The organism is Noviherbaspirillum saxi, from assembly GCF_003591035.1.
GTDB classification, from domain to species: domain Bacteria; phylum Pseudomonadota; class Gammaproteobacteria; order Burkholderiales; family Burkholderiaceae_D; genus Noviherbaspirillum; species Noviherbaspirillum saxi.
In genome coordinates this window covers 1,156,864-1,172,680 of the sequence record NZ_QYUO01000001.1, presented here as the reverse complement: position 1 = coordinate 1,172,680, position 15,817 = coordinate 1,156,864, and the positions used below count along the sequence as shown (strand labels likewise).

The 15,817-nt window shown below is 56.5% G+C and carries 15 protein-coding genes; 7 read left to right on the top strand and 8 right to left on the bottom strand.

The window, feature by feature from the left end; translation table 11 throughout:
* Positions 1-32: 32 nt before the first annotated feature.
* The 3 genes from glnL to glnA all read right to left on the bottom strand — a co-directional run bounded on the left by glnL (position 33) and on the right by glnA (position 3,253).
* Positions 33-1,106: a nitrogen regulation protein NR(II) gene (gene glnL, locus D3871_RS05630; RefSeq protein WP_119767996.1), complete on the bottom strand. Its 1,074-nt coding sequence runs from the start codon at positions 1,104-1,106 to the stop codon at positions 33-35.
* A gap of 73 nt (positions 1,107-1,179) precedes the next feature.
* Positions 1,180-1,674, bottom strand: a complete 495-nt coding sequence (locus D3871_RS05625; protein ID WP_119767995.1) for a DUF4124 domain-containing protein — start codon at positions 1,672-1,674, stop codon at positions 1,180-1,182.
* Positions 1,675-1,837: 163 nt separating this feature from the next.
* Positions 1,838-3,253: a type I glutamate--ammonia ligase gene (gene glnA / locus D3871_RS05620; RefSeq protein WP_119767994.1), complete on the bottom strand. Its 1,416-nt coding sequence runs from the start codon at positions 3,251-3,253 to the stop codon at positions 1,838-1,840.
* 417 nt (positions 3,254-3,670) lie between these two features.
* Between glnA and D3871_RS05615 the strand changes: the two genes are divergently transcribed.
* Positions 3,671-4,123 carry a rhodanese-like domain-containing protein gene (locus D3871_RS05615; RefSeq protein ID WP_119767993.1) on the top strand — a complete coding sequence of 151 codons (453 nt, stop codon included), beginning with the start codon at positions 3,671-3,673 and terminating at the stop codon, positions 4,121-4,123.
* A gap of 210 nt (positions 4,124-4,333) precedes the next feature.
* Here the strand turns inward: D3871_RS05615 and D3871_RS05610 are convergent, their stop codons facing one another.
* The 4 genes from D3871_RS05610 to orn all read right to left on the bottom strand — a co-directional run bounded on the left by D3871_RS05610 (position 4,334) and on the right by orn (position 9,327).
* Positions 4,334-5,671 carry a TAXI family TRAP transporter solute-binding subunit gene (locus tag D3871_RS05610; RefSeq protein ID WP_119767992.1) on the bottom strand — a complete coding sequence of 446 codons (1,338 nt, stop codon included), beginning with the start codon at positions 5,669-5,671 and terminating at the stop codon, positions 4,334-4,336.
* Positions 5,672-5,844: 173 nt separating this feature from the next.
* Positions 5,845-6,426, bottom strand: coding sequence for a hypothetical protein (locus tag D3871_RS05605; protein ID WP_119767991.1), 582 nt, complete (start codon positions 6,424-6,426; stop codon positions 5,845-5,847).
* A 529-nt stretch (positions 6,427-6,955) separates the two neighbouring features.
* A complete protein-coding gene (locus tag D3871_RS05600) occupies positions 6,956-8,623 on the bottom strand; it encodes a peptide chain release factor 3 (RefSeq protein WP_119767990.1) in 1,668 nt (555 codons plus the stop codon).
* A gap of 110 nt (positions 8,624-8,733) precedes the next feature.
* A complete protein-coding gene (orn, locus tag D3871_RS05595; protein WP_119767989.1) occupies positions 8,734-9,327 on the bottom strand; it encodes an oligoribonuclease in 594 nt (197 codons plus the stop codon).
* A 42-nt stretch (positions 9,328-9,369) separates the two neighbouring features.
* Here orn and D3871_RS05590 point away from each other — a divergent pair, with 42 nt between their 5' ends.
* From D3871_RS05590 to ppnP, 6 genes are all read left to right on the top strand, one after another.
* A complete protein-coding gene (locus D3871_RS05590) occupies positions 9,370-10,629 on the top strand; it encodes a M48 family metallopeptidase (RefSeq protein ID WP_119767988.1) in 1,260 nt (419 codons plus the stop codon).
* A 10-nt stretch (positions 10,630-10,639) separates the two neighbouring features.
* Positions 10,640-10,990: a 4a-hydroxytetrahydrobiopterin dehydratase gene (locus D3871_RS05585; protein WP_119767987.1), complete on the top strand. Its 351-nt coding sequence runs from the start codon at positions 10,640-10,642 to the stop codon at positions 10,988-10,990.
* Complete coding sequence (rsgA, locus tag D3871_RS05580; RefSeq protein ID WP_119767986.1) at positions 10,987-11,889, top strand: ribosome small subunit-dependent GTPase A; 903 nt, start codon at positions 10,987-10,989, stop codon at positions 11,887-11,889. The genes D3871_RS05585 and rsgA overlap by 4 nt, the downstream gene beginning before the upstream one ends.
* A gap of 122 nt (positions 11,890-12,011) precedes the next feature.
* Positions 12,012-12,926: an ornithine carbamoyltransferase gene (gene argF / locus D3871_RS05575; RefSeq protein WP_119767985.1), complete on the top strand. Its 915-nt coding sequence runs from the start codon at positions 12,012-12,014 to the stop codon at positions 12,924-12,926.
* A 60-nt stretch (positions 12,927-12,986) separates the two neighbouring features.
* A complete protein-coding gene (gene argG / locus D3871_RS05570) occupies positions 12,987-14,324 on the top strand; it encodes an argininosuccinate synthase (RefSeq protein ID WP_119767984.1) in 1,338 nt (445 codons plus the stop codon).
* A 31-nt stretch (positions 14,325-14,355) separates the two neighbouring features.
* Complete coding sequence (gene ppnP, locus D3871_RS05565; RefSeq protein ID WP_119769914.1) at positions 14,356-14,676, top strand: pyrimidine/purine nucleoside phosphorylase; 321 nt, start codon at positions 14,356-14,358, stop codon at positions 14,674-14,676.
* A gap of 94 nt (positions 14,677-14,770) precedes the next feature.
* Here ppnP and murB read toward each other — a convergent pair whose 3' ends face one another.
* Positions 14,771-15,799, bottom strand: a complete 1,029-nt coding sequence (murB, locus tag D3871_RS05560) for a UDP-N-acetylmuramate dehydrogenase (protein ID WP_119767983.1) — start codon at positions 15,797-15,799, stop codon at positions 14,771-14,773.
* Between the last annotated feature and the right edge of the window lie 18 nt (positions 15,800-15,817).

Here is a 15,817-nt window from a genome sequence, read left to right as displayed (position 1 = left end):
TCATGAGACATTGGTCAAACCCGGCCCGGTGTTCAAGGCAGCGGTATCAGTATCCTGAAGTCGGTACATCCCGGCCTGCTCTCGCACTCGATCACGCCCATATGCTGCTGCACGAATGTCTGCGCGAGTGTCAGGCCCAATCCACTACCCCCTTCGCGTCCCGAAACCAAGGGATAGAAGATGCGGTCCTGGATGTCGGGGGGGATGCCCGGTCCATTGTCGATAATATGCAAGTCTAATGCCAGCCTGTAACGTATCTTCGCCAGCGTGACCTGTCGCGCGACGCGCGTCTGCAAGGTGATGAGTGCATCGCCCGCTTTCATGCGATCCGATAGTGCCTGCGCGGCGTTGTGCGTGATGTTGAGCACGGCCTGAATCAGCTGCTCCTTGTCGCCCCGGAATTCCGGAACCGACAAATCGTAGTCGCGCCTGATCGTCAGGCCGGTCGGGAATTCGGCCATGATCAGGCTGCGCACACGCTCGCAAACTTCATGGATATTGACGTCGCCGACGATATGCGGCCGACGGTGCGGGGCAAGCAGACGGTCCACCAGCGTCTGCAAACGGTCGGCTTCCTTGATGATGACCTGCGTATATTCGCGCAGCTCTTTCAGCTGCCGTTCCGGCAATTCGAATTCGAGCAGCTGCGCAGCGCCGCGTATGCCGCCGAGCGGATTCTTGATTTCATGCGCCAGATTGCGGATCAATTCCTTGTTGGCCTGACTCTGATCCAGCAGCCGCTCTTCGCGATCGAGCTTGAGCTGCTGCACGTTCTCGCGCAACTCGATCAGGACAGGCGTCACCGGATTGTCGAGCGCGGTGACGATGACATGGACCTGCAGCGATTCGCGGCCGGCGCGCTCCAGCGTCAGGTCCAGCCGCTTGTCCGCAAAGCGGTGCTGGACCGCTTCATGGAAGATTTCCGACAGGTGGCTACCGTTGAGGAACAGCTCTTCCAGCTTGTGCCCGACGAGCGCCTTGGCCGAACTTTCAAAAAGGTTTTCGGCGGCCGCATTGGCATAGGTGATCCGGCTTTCCGCATCGAGAATGATGACGGCGGACGACAGCAGGTCCAGGCCGTCGAAGGTGTTTCGAGTTGTTTTCACAGTGGTCCAAAAATATAAAGGGCCGCAATATGCGGCCCTTGTCATGCAAGCGTCATACCCGCAGCGCGCTCGACTATTTTAGATTGCCGATCTCGCGTTTGAGCGCGTCGATATTCTTTTCCGTACGGCCGATGTCATCCTTCATGACCGAAACCCGCTCCTGGTATTTCGCGTAGTTGCGCTCGTCGCCGCGGCGCTCCGGTTCACCGTTATTGAATTCCTTTTTCAGATTCGCAAGCTTCTGCTCTTCACTCTTCATTTCATCGACAAGAATCTGGCGTCTATCGTTGTCGCGTGTCTTTTGCGTATCGCCATCGACTTTCGGAAAGTCCGAGGGGGAATTCGCCGGCTTGGCGGCGGCGGTCTGCACAACCGGTTTGCGCACGGATGCTGGTGCGGGAATCATCGTGATACCCGGCAAGTCGATCTTTTTGCATCCCTTGGTGGTGCCAGTGTTCTTGTATTCCTTCTTGCCGAAATCATCGACGCAAAGAAACACTTCGCTTTGTGCATGCGCCTGCCCTGCCATAGCCCCAATGGTCAACAGGCCAACAATGAGTTGTTTCATAATCTTTCTGCATGGAAACAGTAAAGGTGCTTCTTAGTTTAGGCGAAGAAACAGGTCTTTACAAACATTCGTACTCAGAACGTCTTATAGCACAACAGTTCCACAGAACAAAAAAGGGAAGCCGAAGCCTCCCTTTTTCACAACATTTACCTTGAATCGCGGATTACAGCGAGTAGTACATATCGAATTCGATCGGATGCGTCGTCATGCGGAAGCGCTGGACTTCCTGCATTTTCAGCTCGATGTAGGCATCGATCATGGAATCGCTGAACACGCCACCGCGGGTCAGGAACTCACGGTCCTTGTCCAGGTACTCAAGCGCTTGATCGAGCGAGGAGCACACGGTCGGGATCAGCTTGTCTTCTTCCGGCGGCAGATGGTACAGGTCCTTGGAAGCTGCTTCGCCCGGGTGGATCTTGTTCTGCACGCCGTCCAGACCTGCCATCAGCAGTGCGGAGAAGCCCAGGTATGGATTCATCAGGGGATCCGGGAAGCGCGCTTCAACGCGACGGCCCTTCGGATTGGCAACGTGCGGAATACGGATCGATGCGGAGCGGTTGCGAGCCGAGTAAGCCAGCTTGACCGGTGCTTCGTAGCCAGGAACCAGACGCTTGTACGAGTTGGTGCCCGGGTTGGTGATCGCGTTCAGCGCGCGTGCGTGCTTGATGATGCCGCCGATGTAGTACAGCGCGAAGTCGGACAGGCCGGCGTAGCCGTCGCCTGCGAACAGGTTCTGGCCGTCCTTCCAGACGGACTGGTGCACGTGCATGCCCGAACCGTTATCGCCAACGATAGGCTTCGGCATGAAAGTCGCCGTCTTGCCATAGGTGTGAGCAACGTTCCAGATCACATACTTCATGTTCTGTGTCCAGTCGGCGCGCTCGACCAGTGTCGAGAACTTGGTGCCGAGTTCGTTCTGGCCGGCGCCAGCAACTTCATGGTGGTGAACTTCAACCGGGATGCCCATGGCTTCGAGGATCAGGGACATTTCCGAACGCATGTCCTGGAAGCTGTCGACCGGAGGAACCGGGAAGTAGCCGCCCTTGACGGTCGGACGGTGGCCGGTGTTGCCGCCTTCGAGCTTTTCGCCTGTGGTCCAGGAAGCTTCTTCGGAATCGATCTTCACGAAGCAGCCGGACATGTCGATCTTCCAGCGTACGCTGTCGAAGATGAAGAATTCGGGTTCCGGGCCGAAGTAGGCGGTATCGCCCACGCCGGACGATTTCAGATAGGCTTCGGCGCGCTTGGCGATGGAACGCGGATCGCGATCGTAGCCTTTGCCATCGGACGGCTCGATGACGTCACACTGCATGAACAGTGTGGTTTCTTCCATGAAGGGGTCGATGTTGGCAGTGTTCGGATCCGGCATCAGCAGCATGTCGGAAGCTTCGATACCCTTCCAACCGGCGATCGAGGAACCGTCGAAGGCGTGGCCCGAGTCGAATTTATCCATGCCAAACTGCGAAACAGGAACAGTAACGTGTTGTTCCTTGCCCCGGGTGTCTGCAAAACGAAAATCAACGAATTTGACTTCGTTGTCTTTCGCCAACTTCAAGACCTCTGCGGCCGTACGTGCCATGCGAATCTCCTAAGATGAGCAAAGTGATACTTGTTTATGTGGTTGATTTGAGCCGACGGTGTTCGCGGTCAAACGAAGCCGCGGTACACATCGAAGTGCGACCAGAACTCAGCCCGGAATGATAGCAGATTCCATGCCATCAACTTGAGAAATCACAAACCCTGCGCACCGTCGTGATGCATGCTAATTGACGGAAATAGTGCGAAGTTGAAACTAATTTGCTAGCGTTTAAGCAACCCCCCCACTCACCAAATCGGTGCGAAATTTACCTAACGCACCTTTTTGGACGTTTCGCTTCTTCACTCGCACAATAACGCACCGTTTTTGTGCGTCTATGGACATTTCAGGATCTAAGACGATTGGTCCGAAGTCCAATATAAAATATTGATCATTCATTCACCTCTTTTTTAAGCAGTCATGGACATACTAGGCAAGGCCCGCGCACGCGGGCAGGAAAACAAGCTTCCTTACGCAGGCGCCGTCACACCAGCTGAAGCCTTTGCGCTACTTCAGGCAAATCCCAAGGCCAAGGTAGTTGACGTACGCACGAATGCAGAACGGGACTGGGTTGGCCGCGTGGCCGTGCCGGAAAACCAGCACGCGGCTGTGCAATGGAACACCTATCCGGGCGGCGTGCAAAACCCCGCCTTCATCGAGGAACTGGAAAAAACAGCAAACAAGGACGATGTGCTTCTGTTCCTGTGCCGGTCCGGCGTGCGCTCGCGCTATGCCGCAAAAATGGCGACCGAGCACGGCTATGCGAATTCCTTTGACGTCCTGGAAGGCTTTGAAGGCGACAAGGATGCAGACGGTCACCGCAAGACCCAAGGGGGATGGTGCAAGGCCGGGCTTCCCTGGATCGGCGCTTGAAAAGGCAAACCGGGTGCATCGTCTTGCGCTCTTTCAGGTGTGGGCGAGTTATACCAATCCCATGTCATAAGGTGCCGGATGACATTGATGGATTTTTTCGACTGGCAAGGCGCAAGAGGAGTCAATAGCGAGCTATTGACGACGAGTGCAACGCCGCCAGGCGGAAAAAGACGCAATGTCATGGCGCGTTATGGCATGGGATTGGTATTACTACTGTGCCTCGCTGCGCATCAAGCCGGCGACGCGCCGGCGTACAAAGTTGATGTGACTGCGTAACCCATAGAGCTCGTCCGCGAATGACAAGGGTATCGAAATCCGGTTGACGCGCTCTTCGATATCGTTGAGACGCTGCAGCTGTGCGGGATAAACTTCGGCCTGCTTTTCCGGCGCCACCTCTTCGATCGCCTGTTCGACCGCGCGCAACTGCCCATACCAGCGGTACACGCGCGAACGCACTTTCCAGACGTACAACGGAGGGATAATCCGCGACAACGGCAGGATCAGCGCACCCAGCGCGACCACCACTACCCACATGCGCTCAAAGAAATTAGCGAGCCAGAACGGCAGATAACGCTGCAGCAGCGGCGGCCCATCCTTGTAAAATTTTTGTGCGACAGGCGATACCGGAATCTCGGTATAGCTCGCTGTGGGAAATTCCTGCTTTTTGTTAAACCAGCCGGCGTTTCCATGAATGTTCGATGCCGCCTGTACGAACAGGTTAATCAGCGCGGGATGCAGATCTTCCTTGGCCACCAGCGTCGCGGTCGGCGCGATCAGATGATAGTCCTTCGGCGGCAGATCACGACCAAGATCGACAATCCCCCTTGGCAACACTACATGCGACAGGAAGGGAAAGCGGCGGGTGTAGGCCTCGGCCTGGGCAAAGTCGAACAGCTTGATTCCCGGAGTTTGCAAGAGCATCTGAATCAGCGGCGCATCGGGAGCCGAACTGAATACCAGGCCATCAATACGGCCGGCGAGCAATTCCACTGTTGCCGGGGTATCTTCCAGTGCCCCAAGTTTCAGCTCCATGGCTTCAACGCCGTTGACCGAGAGGATTTTTCTGAACAGACTGGGCACGCCGGTACCCTCCGGACCGACGTTGATGTTCATGCCTTTCAACTGACTCAGTTTGCTCACATTCCGGCCGTTGCGAAGGAAAAGCCATACCGGTTCTGTGAATAGACTACCAAGCGACACCAAACCGACACGCTCGGCTTCCTCATGCTCGGTCGAACCGCTCTGAACGAATGCGATATCGACGGCCGACGCCGGGTCTTTCAGGCGCTGCAGGTTTTCCTGCGAACCCAGCGATGGCTGCTGCACGACTCGGATATCCACCTTGGCCAGCGCGCCCGCATATTGTTTTCCTAATGCCTGATAAGCACTGTTGTCCTGACCGGTGGCCAGCGTCACGCTGGACGGAGGCGAAGGATCGACGAGCCAGTAAGCCAGCAGGCAGGTCGCCAGCACGGCGACGGCAGCCGGTCCCGCAGCGACCAGAAAATCGCGCAGGGAAAACCGGGTGAACTTGAGCATCTTGGGCATGCGTGACCTGATTGAAATCATGGGCCACACCATGCCAAGAAACACATGACTATGCAAGCGCAGAAACACCCGCGAACAAAGCACGATCAATTACGCGCGGCGTACATGCCTTGACTGAACCGAACGTCAGTACGATTCAGTCAGGTAGTGAGAGAAGCGTTGTTAATGCTGACTTAATGCAGATTGATAGTGGAGCGGGAGCTCCTGGAGGAAGACGATGAAGACGATCCTATAGCATGGCCATGCCGATTGCCCGGGCCGGTTGCATCATCGGCAAGAAATTGTGCAGCAATCGAAAACCATTGGTCGACGGAAAGCAGCCTGCGCGATAGCGGCAGCAGTTCTTTCTCTTCCCTCTCGATACGCACCGACACATGACGGCAATACATATACATGGAATGGAATAACTCATTCGCCTTGGCGCTGCGGAATTCGAAAACGCTCCCCAGCTGCTCGCCGACAGAACGCAGTACGCTGCCCGCTTTCGAACTGCTTCCCGCGATCTCGGTGATGATGATGTCGGCTTCCCTGTTGACTCCTTGCAATGTAGGAATCAGGTACAAGTCGATCTTGCGCGAGCGGAAATAGCGGTCGAATTGAGTGAGCTTGCCGAATGCCGTATCCAGAAAGGCAAGATCAAGATTGTGCAGACTCTTCCACGCCGTCTCGACGTATTGCTGCAGGCGGCAAAGCATGTTGCGGGTTTTGTCCTGTTCGGTAGCGATGGCAATAGTGGCGTAGGTTGCAGTAAGCATGCATATCCTTTGACTGTTGGAGCGCAATAGCAAAGATGGAGCGAGAAGCGTGCCGGCTTCGACGCATCAAATAATTGCGAAAATGGCAGGATTTAAAACGTTGGGAGAGTATAGGCGGTGGCCTTTCGGCCTGTTTGATTTACCTCAAACGCATCTTCAAGGTCCGCCTATTCCCCCGTATATAGAAGGGAAATACTAGAGCGCTTTCGTCCTGAGTGGATCAGGCAAGCCCGAGGCGATTTGCTTGCGGAACAAGGCGTGGCGACGCGACATGGCGAGCCATGGCAAGGAGGCGCAACGCAGTGCCGCAAGCAAATCGCCCGGGATTGACGGTATAGTCAGGACGAAAGCGCTCTAAATATCTGTAGGGAACACGCAAAATTTCGCCAGGAAATAAAGCTTGCTCTTAAAATAACAGTGCCTTGCAGTAAACAAGGCACTGTTATGAAAACCAGGTGCATGCCACGTCTGTCATGCACTCTCACCGTGAACAGCCTGACGACTGCCGGCCTTATTTTCTAGTGAGTCACTAGCCGACCTTTACCGCATGCTCGCGGGTTGCGTGGAAGGTCAATTGCGGCCAGCGTTCCTGCGTCAGCTTGAGATTGACACCGGACGTTGCCAGATAAGCCATGTTGTTTGCCGCGTCGAACGCAATATTGGCGCCGGCCGACGACCTCTCGAAGTCAGCCAGGGCCTTCTTGTCGTCACTGGAAATCCAGCGGGCGCTGCTGATGCTTGTACCCTCGAACACCGCATCGACGCCGTATTCATTCAGCAAGCGGCTGGCGACCACCTCAAACTGCAGCACGCCGACCGCGCCCAATACCAGGTCGCCGCCATGCACCGGCTTGAACACCTGCACCGCACCTTCTTCGCCCAGCTGCTGCAAGCCTTTATGCAACTGCTTGATCTTGAGCGGATTGCGAATGCGTACCGAACGGAAAAAGTCCGGCGCAAAATACGGAATGCCGGTGAACTGCAGCAATTCGCCTTCAGAGAAGCTGTCGCCGATCTGCATGTTGCCGTGGTTGGGCAAGCCGATGATGTCGCCGGCATAAGCTTCTTCCACCTGTTCGCGGCTGGACGCCATGAAGGTGACCACGCTAGAGACCTTGATTTCGCGGTTCAGGCGCAGGTGCTTGACTTTCATGCCACGTTCGAAACGCCCGGAACAGACGCGCAGAAATGCAATCCGGTCGCGGTGGGCGGGATCCATATTGGCCTGGATCTTGAACACGAAGCCCGAGAACGGCGCTTCGACCGGCTCGACAGCCCGCACGGAAGCATCGCGCGAACGCGGGGCTGGCGCCCAGTCGAGCAGCGCGTTGAGAATCTCGCGCACGCCGAAGTTATTGATCGCCGAGCCGAAAAATACCGGGGTCTGGGTACCGGCCAGGAAAGCGTCGAGGTCGAACGGATGCGAAGCACCGTGCACCAGTTCCACTTCCATTTTCAGCTGTTCGATTTCCAGCGGGAACATTTCCGTCAGACGCGGATTGTCGATGCCCTTGATGACTTCGAACTCCTGGTCGGCCCGTTCCTCGCCTGCCTTGAACAACAGGATTTCGTCACGCAACAGATGGTAGACGCCACGGAAATTCTTGCCCATGCCGATAGGCCAAGTTACCGGCGCGCACTGTATCTTCAGCACCGATTCGACTTCATCCAGCAATTCCAGCGGATCGCGCGTCTCGCGGTCCATCTTGTTCATGAACGTCAGGATGGGCGTCGCACGCATGCGGCAGACGTTCAGCAGCTTGATCGTCTGCTCCTCGACGCCCTTGGCGGCGTCAATCACCATCAGCGCCGAATCCACCGCCGTCAGCACGCGATAGGTATCCTCGGAAAAATCCTGGTGCCCCGGCGTGTCAAGCAGATTGACCACATGGTCGCGGTATTCAAACTGCATGACGGAACTGGCAACCGAAATGCCGCGCTGCTTTTCGATTTCCATCCAGTCGGAAGTCGCATGGCGGCCGCTTTTACGTGCCTTGACGGTACCGGCAAGCTGGATCGCGCCTGAAAACAGCAAAAGCTTTTCGGTCAGCGTGGTTTTACCGGCGTCCGGGTGGGAAATAATGCCGAAGGTACGACGGCGTGCGACCTCCCTGGCGATCAGTTCGGTCGGAACCTTGCGGGTGTCGGGGGTGACGTCGAGCGCTTCGGTCGACGGTGTATCTGGAGCGGAGGCCATGTTTCGGCTTTGAAAAAAGGGGACTGAAGTTTACCGGCTCCCGGACCCGAAGTCGAATCCGGCGTAGTCATGCCAAAAGCCGATGAACAGGAAGACAACTCGCAGGCGGTTCAAACCTTGATGAAATGCTCACGGTAATAGCGCAGTTCCTCGATCGATTCGGTAATGTCGGCCAGGGCGGTATGTTTCTGGTGCTTCTTGAAACCGGACGCGATCTCGGGCTTCCAGCGCTTGCACAATTCCTTGAGCGTCGACACATCGAGATTGCGATAATGGAAAAACGCTTCCAGCTTGGGCATGCCGCGCACCATGAAGCGACGGTCCTGGCAGATCGAATTTCCGCACATCGGCGCCTTGCCCGAGGGCACGTAGCGCTTCAAAAACTCGATAAGCGCTGCCTCTGCATCGGCTTCAGTGACGGTGGAAGCCTTGACGCGATCGATCAGCCCCGAACGGCCATGCGTGCCCTTGTTCCAGGAATCCATCTTGTCCAGCACTTCATCGGGTTGATGAATTGCAAACACCGGGCCCTCGGCCAGGACATTCAGATTGGAGTCGGTGACGATCACCGCAATTTCGATGATGCGGTCGGAGTCGGGGTCCAGTCCGGTCATTTCCATGTCGACCCAGACCAGATTGAATTCATTCGGGCGAACGTTTGCGCCGGTGCTGTTATTGGTATTGGTTTCAGTAGCTTGTGACATAATTTGTTCCTTGGTAAACCGCCATTTTCTCACAGGCACAGCATGTCTTCATTTGCGTTTTCCGTCTTGTTCGTCAGCTTCCTCGGACTTACCGTGCTACTGCGCTTCTGGCTTGGCTCGCGGCACATCCGTCACGTGCTGGCCCATCGCGCTGCGGTTCCGGCCGAATTTGCGGAAAAGATTCCATTGTATGCACACCAGAAAGCGGCCGATTACACGGTCGCCCGGACCAAGCTGGGCATGATCACTCTGATGGTCAATACCATCGTGCTGATCGGCTTCACGCTGTTTGGCGGTCTCCAGTGGCTGTCGGTCAGCCTGTTCAAGCTCACCGGTCCCGGCATGGGATACCAGCTTGCCCTGCTCGCCAGTTTCGGTTTGATTTCCGCGCTGATCGAGCTGCCTTTCGACTATTACAAGCAATTTGTGCTGGAAGAAAAATTCGGCTTCAACAAGATGACATTGCGTCTATTCATCACCGATCTCATCAAGAACACTGTCGTCGGCGTCGTAATCGGATTGCCGCTGGTGTGGGTGATCCTGACGCTGATGGACAAGTCCGGCGATCTGTGGTGGCTCTATGCGTGGATCGTGTGGATCAGCTTCCAGTTGCTGATGCTGGTGCTCTACCCGACTGTCATTGCGCCGCTGTTCAACAAGTTCACGCCGCTGCAGGATGAAAGCCTGCGTGCGCGCATCGAAGGCCTGATGCAGCGTGTCGGTTTTGCGTCCAAGGGCCTGTTCGTGATGGACGGCTCCAAGCGCAGCGCGCATGGCAATGCCTATTTTTCCGGCTTTGGCGCGGCCAAGCGCATCGTGTTTTTCGACACTCTGCTTGCCCGCCTGGGGCCGCAGGAAATTGAAGCGGTGCTCGCCCATGAACTGGGGCATTTCAAGCTCAAGCATATCGTCAAGCGCATCGTGGTGATGTTCGCGATATCGCTCGCCTTCCTGGCACTGCTCGGCTATCTGAAAACGCAGGTCTGGTTCTACACCGGACTTGGCGTCGACCCGATGCTGCTGGGAAATAACGACGCGATGGCCCTGATTCTGTTCATGCTTGTCTTGCCGGTCTTTACCTTCGTGTTTTCGCCGCTGTCATCGATCACATCGCGCAAGCACGAATTCGAGGCGGACGCCTTCGCCGCCCAATACACCGATGCCAACGATCTGGTATCGGCCCTGGTCAAACTGTACGAAGACAACGCATCCACGCTGACGCCGGATCCCTTGCATTCCGCCTTCTACGATTCGCATCCGCCGGCGAGCGTGCGCATCCAACATCTACTCGCCAGCCAATAAGGAATTCATCATGGTCACCGCTGCAGAACTGATTCAAAAACGAGGCCGGCATACCGAAACCGCGCTTACCGAAGCCGAAATCACCGAGCACCTTGCCGCCGTCGACGGCTGGGCGCTGCAGGATGGCAAGGTCGTCAAGACCTTTGCATTCAAGAACTATTACCAGACGCTGGCGTTCGTGAATGCAATTGCCTACGTGATTCATGCCGACGACCACCATCCGGAATTGATTATCACCTACAACCGCTGCGTCGCGAAGTTCGATACGCATTCCGTCAATGGAGGACGCGGCGGCATTTCGGAAAATGATTTCATCAGCGCCGCGAAGCTGGACGCGATCTACCGGCAAGCCGCGCAGTGACAGTAGCAGGAGCATGCGGTACCGGCACCGTGATCGCCGCACATGGACGGCATTACCTGGTGCAGGCAGGCGATGAAAAATTGCAGTGCGTCACGCGAGGCAAGAAAAGCGATGTCGCGGTAGGCGATATGGTCGAACTGAAAAAGACTTCGGCCAATCAGGGCGTGATCGAGTCGATCGGCGAGCGCAAAACCCTGCTCTATCGCTCCGACCAATACAAATCGAAACTGCTTGCAGCCAATGTGACCCAGCTGTTTATCGTGGTTGCGACCGAGCCAGGCTATTCGGACGATCTGGTATCGCGCGCCCTGGTAGCCGCCGAAGCGGGCGGCATCGATGCGCACATCATCCTCAACAAGGTCGATGTGACGGAGCTGCTGCCCAAAACCCGCGAGCGCCTGGGCATGTATGCACGGCTCGGTTATCCGATCCATGAGGTGTCGGCCCGCAGGAACCCCGAGCAGACTTGCGCAACGCTCAAGCCTTTGCTGGACGGTCAATCGACGATTCTCATTGGACAGTCGGGCATGGGCAAGTCGTCGTTGATCAACCTGCTGGTTCCGGACGCCGAGCTGGCGACGCGCGAAATTTCCGCGGCACTTGATTCCGGCAAGCACACCACGACCTTCACCCGCCTGTTCGCCATTGACGACCACAGCGCCATCATCGATTCACCGGGATTCCAGGAGTTCGGGCTGTATCACCTGACCGAGGGCATGCTGGAAAGAGCATTCCTCGAGTTCGGACCACGCCTGGGAAATTGCAAGTTCTACAACTGCCATCATTTGAACGAACCGGGTTGCGCCGTGCTGGAAGCAGTCGAATCGGGCGAGATTGTGCCGCTGCGTCATGCTCTTTACCAACAGCTGGTGCATGAGTCTTCGCAGAAGCTTTACTAAGCTACAAGGTACCGACCAGGATACCGGTCTGTTATCCTTTCGACAGAAAATCTCTTATAATTGAACGGCTTACAACCATCCGGCGGCAGGAGCCAACCAAGCACTTGCCGCCGTTTCCATTTATGGCTATCAAACACTTCCTGCAGTTTTCTGACTTTACGCTTGATGAATTCGACTACGTGATCGAACGTAGCCGAATCATCAAGCGCAAATTCAAGAATTACGAGCCGCACCACACGCTGCTCGACCGCACTCTGGTGATGGTGTTCGAAAAGAACTCGACGCGGACCCGCCTGTCCTTCGAGGCCGGCATGCATCAGCTCGGCGGCGCGGCGATCTACCTGAACACCCGCGACAGCCAGCTCGGCCGCGGCGAACCGGTAGAAGATGCGGCACAGGTCATGTCCCGCATGTGCGACATCATCATGGTCCGCACCTTCGGGCAGGACATCATCGATCGCTTTGCCGGCCACTCGCGCGTACCGGTCATCAATGGCCTGACCAATGAACATCATCCCTGCCAGGTGCTGGCCGACGTGTTCACGTATATCGAGCATCGCGGCTCCATCAAGGACAAGACTGTCGCGTGGATCGGCGACGCCAACAACATGCTCTACTCCTGGCTGCAGGCAGCGCAGATCTTCGGCTTCCATGTCAACGTCTCGACGCCGAAGGGCTACGAAATCGACCAGTCGCTGGTTGCATCGGGCAACAGTAATTACACCTTCTTCGCCAATCCGTCCGATGCGTGCGCGGGCGCGGATCTCGTGACCACCGACGTCTGGACCAGCATGGGCTACGAAGAAGAAAACGCGGCGCGACTGAAAGCCTTCGACGGCTGGATCGTCGACGCCGAGAAGATGAAGCGCGCCAATGCCGACGCCCTCTTCATGCATTGCCTGCCGGCGCACCGTGGCGAGGAAGTCGCCGCCGAAGTGATCGACGGCCCGCAATCGGTGGTGTGGGACGAAGCCGAGAACCGTTTGCACGTGCAGAAGGCGCTGCTTGAGTACCTGGTCCTGGGCAAACTCAATTAATCGGTAACGTTTCCCATCGTCCCATTCACAATCACAATTCCAGCAAGCGAAGCAAAAATCATGTCGACCATACTTCAGTCCGTTCCCGTCAACCAAAAAGTGGGCATCGCCTTTTCCGGCGGGCTAGACACCAGCGCAGCACTGCACTGGATGCGCCAGAAGGGGGCGATCCCTTACGCGTACACCGCGAATCTGGGTCAGCCCGACGAACCTGACTACAACGCGATCCCGGAAAAAGCCAGGCAGTACGGCGCCGAACAGGCGCGCCTGATCGATTGCCGCGAACAACTGGTCGCGGAAGGCATCGCCGCGCTGCAAAGCGGCGCATTCCACATTTCGACCGCCGGCATCACCTACTTCAACACCACGCCGCTGGGCCGTGCAGTCACCGGCACCATGCTGGTGGCCGCCATGCAGGAAGACAAGGTCGATATCTGGGGCGACGGCAGCACGTTCAAGGGCAACGACATCGAACGTTTCTATCGCTACGGTTTGCTGGTGAATCCAGCGCTGAGAATCTACAAGCCCTGGCTCGATGACCGCTTCATCCAGGAACTCGGCGGCCGCAAGGAAATGTCGGAGTTCATGATCAAGTCCGGCTTCAACTACAAGATGTCGGTCGAGAAGGCCTACTCGACCGACTCCAACATGCTGGGTGCCACGCATGAAGCGAAAGATCTCGAACACCTGAACAGCGGCATGAAGATCGTCGAGCCGATCATGGGCGTCGCATTCTGGCGCGACGACGTCGAGATCAAGCGCGAGGAAGTCAGCATCCGTTTCGAGGAAGGACGTCCGGTCGCACTGAACGGCATCGCCTATTCGAATGCGGTCGATCTGCTGATGGAAGCGAACCGCATCGGCGGCCGCCACGGACTCGGCATGAGCGACCAGATCGAAAACCGCATCATCGAAGCGAAGAGCCGCGGCATCTACGAAGCACCTGGTCTGGCGCTATTGTTCATCGCCTACGAACGTCTGGTCACGGGCATCCACAACGAAGACACGATCGAGCAATACCGCGATAACGGCCGCAAGCTCGGACGTCTGCTCTACCAGGGCCGCTGGTTCGATCCGCAGGCGATCATGCTGCGCGAAGCGTCGCAGCGCTGGGTCGCGCGCGCGATCACCGGCGAAGTCACGCTGGAACTGCGCCGCGGCAATGACTACTCGATCCTGAACACCGAATCGGCCAACCTGACCTATCAACCGGAACGCCTGACGATGGAAAAAGGCGAAGGTGCATTCACGCCGCAAGACCGCATTGGACAACTGACGATGCGCAATCTGGACATCACCGATACACGCCAAAAGCTCGGCATCTACGGCAAAGCCGGCTTGCTGACGGCAAATCCGTCCGTTGCGCTGCCGCGCCTGGACAATGACGGCGATAAATAACGAAAACCATTTCAACATCAGACACGACACCATGAGCACACAATTCGACAACGTTTCCGTCGTCAAGAAAGCCAACATCTACTTCGACGGCAAGTGCGTTTCGCACTCCGTTCTGTTCGCGGACGGCACCAAGAAAACCATAGGCGTGATTTTTCCGTCCTCGCTGACCTTTAATACCGGCGCACCGGAAGTGATGGAACTGAATGCCGGCAAATGCCGCATTCGTCTCAAGGGTGAAGAGGCATGGAACACTTATGAAGGCGGCCAGAGCTTCAATGTGCCAGGCAATTCCAGCTTCGATATCGAAACGCTGGAAACGCTGGATTACGTTTGCCACTTTGTAGCTGCGTAAAATTCTGTCCCCTCGGCGGGAGATGAAAACAAAAAAGGGCAAGCTCAGGCTTGCCCTTTTTTACATTCTTATACCAATCATGCAGCAAGGCGGTTCATACGAATACGGGCTCGGGCTCAAGCCTCACTGAGAAACGTGCCATCACATCCGCCTGGATCGCCTCTGCCAGTCTGGTCACATCCCTGCCCTTCGCACCGCCGCGATTGACCAGCACCAGAGCCTGCTTTTCATAGACGCCAGCTGCGCCGAGCGTCTTGCCCTTCCAGCCGCACTGATCGATCAGCCAACCGGCCGCCAGCTTGAATGTACCATCGGCCTGCGCATAGCTGACCAATTGCGCATGCTGCGTCAGCAATGCATCGCGCTGCTCCCTGGATACGACCGGGTTCTTGAAGAAACTTCCGGCATTGCCTATCTTGGCAGGGTCGGGTAATTTGCGTGCGCGAATGGCAATCACCGCGTCGCTGACTTGCGACGGGCTCGGCGTTGCAATGCCGCTTGAAGCAAGCTCCTGCGCGACATCGGCATACTGCAGATTCGCTTGCCATTGCTTAGGCAACGCAAACGTCACGTCAAGGATGACGGCGCGATCGCGAAATGCATGTTTGAAGATGCTGTCGCGGTAGGCAAAACCGCAATCGGCAGCGTTGAGAGTCAGCAGCTCGCCGCTCTTAAAATCATAGGCTGTCAATGCATGGAAGCAGTCCTTGATTTCAACCCCATAGGCGCCGATGTTCTGGATAGGCGCAGCCCCCACGCTTCCCGGAATCAGTGACAGGTTTTCCAGCCCGCCCATGCCGTGGTCCAGCGTCCACAATACGAAGCGATGCCAGTTCTCGCCGGCCGCCGCCTTCACGTAAGTGAACCGCTGGTCTTCAGCAATCACTGCTATGCCTTGGGTTGCCATATGCAGCACCAGACCGGGATAGTCGCCGGTCAGTATGAGATTGCTGCCGCCTCCCAATACCAGGCGTGGCATGGTCGACCATTGCGCATCGCGCCGTATGATGTCGAGCATGGTGTTCGATGTGACCGGAAGATAGGCGTGAGCCTGCGCATCGATACCGAAGGTATTCAAATGCCTGAGGGGAAAATTGTGCCGGATAGGAAGCGCTGCAGTCATAGGGCTGAAATTATAGAG

What these genes read in the sequence shown, in the direction of transcription:
- D3871_RS05625 (WP_119767995.1), bottom strand. Translation starts at nt 1,674, where the DNA reads ATGAAACAACTCATTGTTGGCCTGTTGACCATTGGGGCTATGGCAGGG.
- glnA (WP_119767994.1), bottom strand. Translation starts at nt 3,253, where the DNA reads ATGGCACGTACGGCCGCAGAGGTCTTGAAGTTGGCGAAAGACAACGAA.
- D3871_RS05615 (WP_119767993.1), top strand. Translation starts at nt 3,671, where the DNA reads ATGGACATACTAGGCAAGGCCCGCGCACGCGGGCAGGAAAACAAGCTT.
- D3871_RS05610 (WP_119767992.1), bottom strand. Translation starts at nt 5,671, where the DNA reads ATGCCCAAGATGCTCAAGTTCACCCGGTTTTCCCTGCGCGATTTTCTG.
- D3871_RS05605 (WP_119767991.1), bottom strand. Translation starts at nt 6,426, where the DNA reads ATGCTTACTGCAACCTACGCCACTATTGCCATCGCTACCGAACAGGAC.
- D3871_RS05600 (WP_119767990.1), bottom strand. Translation starts at nt 8,623, where the DNA reads ATGGCCTCCGCTCCAGATACACCGTCGACCGAAGCGCTCGACGTCACC.
- orn (WP_119767989.1), bottom strand. Translation starts at nt 9,327, where the DNA reads ATGTCACAAGCTACTGAAACCAATACCAATAACAGCACCGGCGCAAAC.
- D3871_RS05590 (WP_119767988.1), top strand. Translation starts at nt 9,370, where the DNA reads ATGTCTTCATTTGCGTTTTCCGTCTTGTTCGTCAGCTTCCTCGGACTT.
- D3871_RS05585 (WP_119767987.1), top strand. Translation starts at nt 10,640, where the DNA reads ATGGTCACCGCTGCAGAACTGATTCAAAAACGAGGCCGGCATACCGAA.
- argF (WP_119767985.1), top strand. Translation starts at nt 12,012, where the DNA reads ATGGCTATCAAACACTTCCTGCAGTTTTCTGACTTTACGCTTGATGAA.
- argG (WP_119767984.1), top strand. Translation starts at nt 12,987, where the DNA reads ATGTCGACCATACTTCAGTCCGTTCCCGTCAACCAAAAAGTGGGCATC.
- ppnP (WP_119769914.1), top strand. Translation starts at nt 14,356, where the DNA reads ATGAGCACACAATTCGACAACGTTTCCGTCGTCAAGAAAGCCAACATC.
- murB (WP_119767983.1), bottom strand. Translation starts at nt 15,799, where the DNA reads ATGACTGCAGCGCTTCCTATCCGGCACAATTTTCCCCTCAGGCATTTG.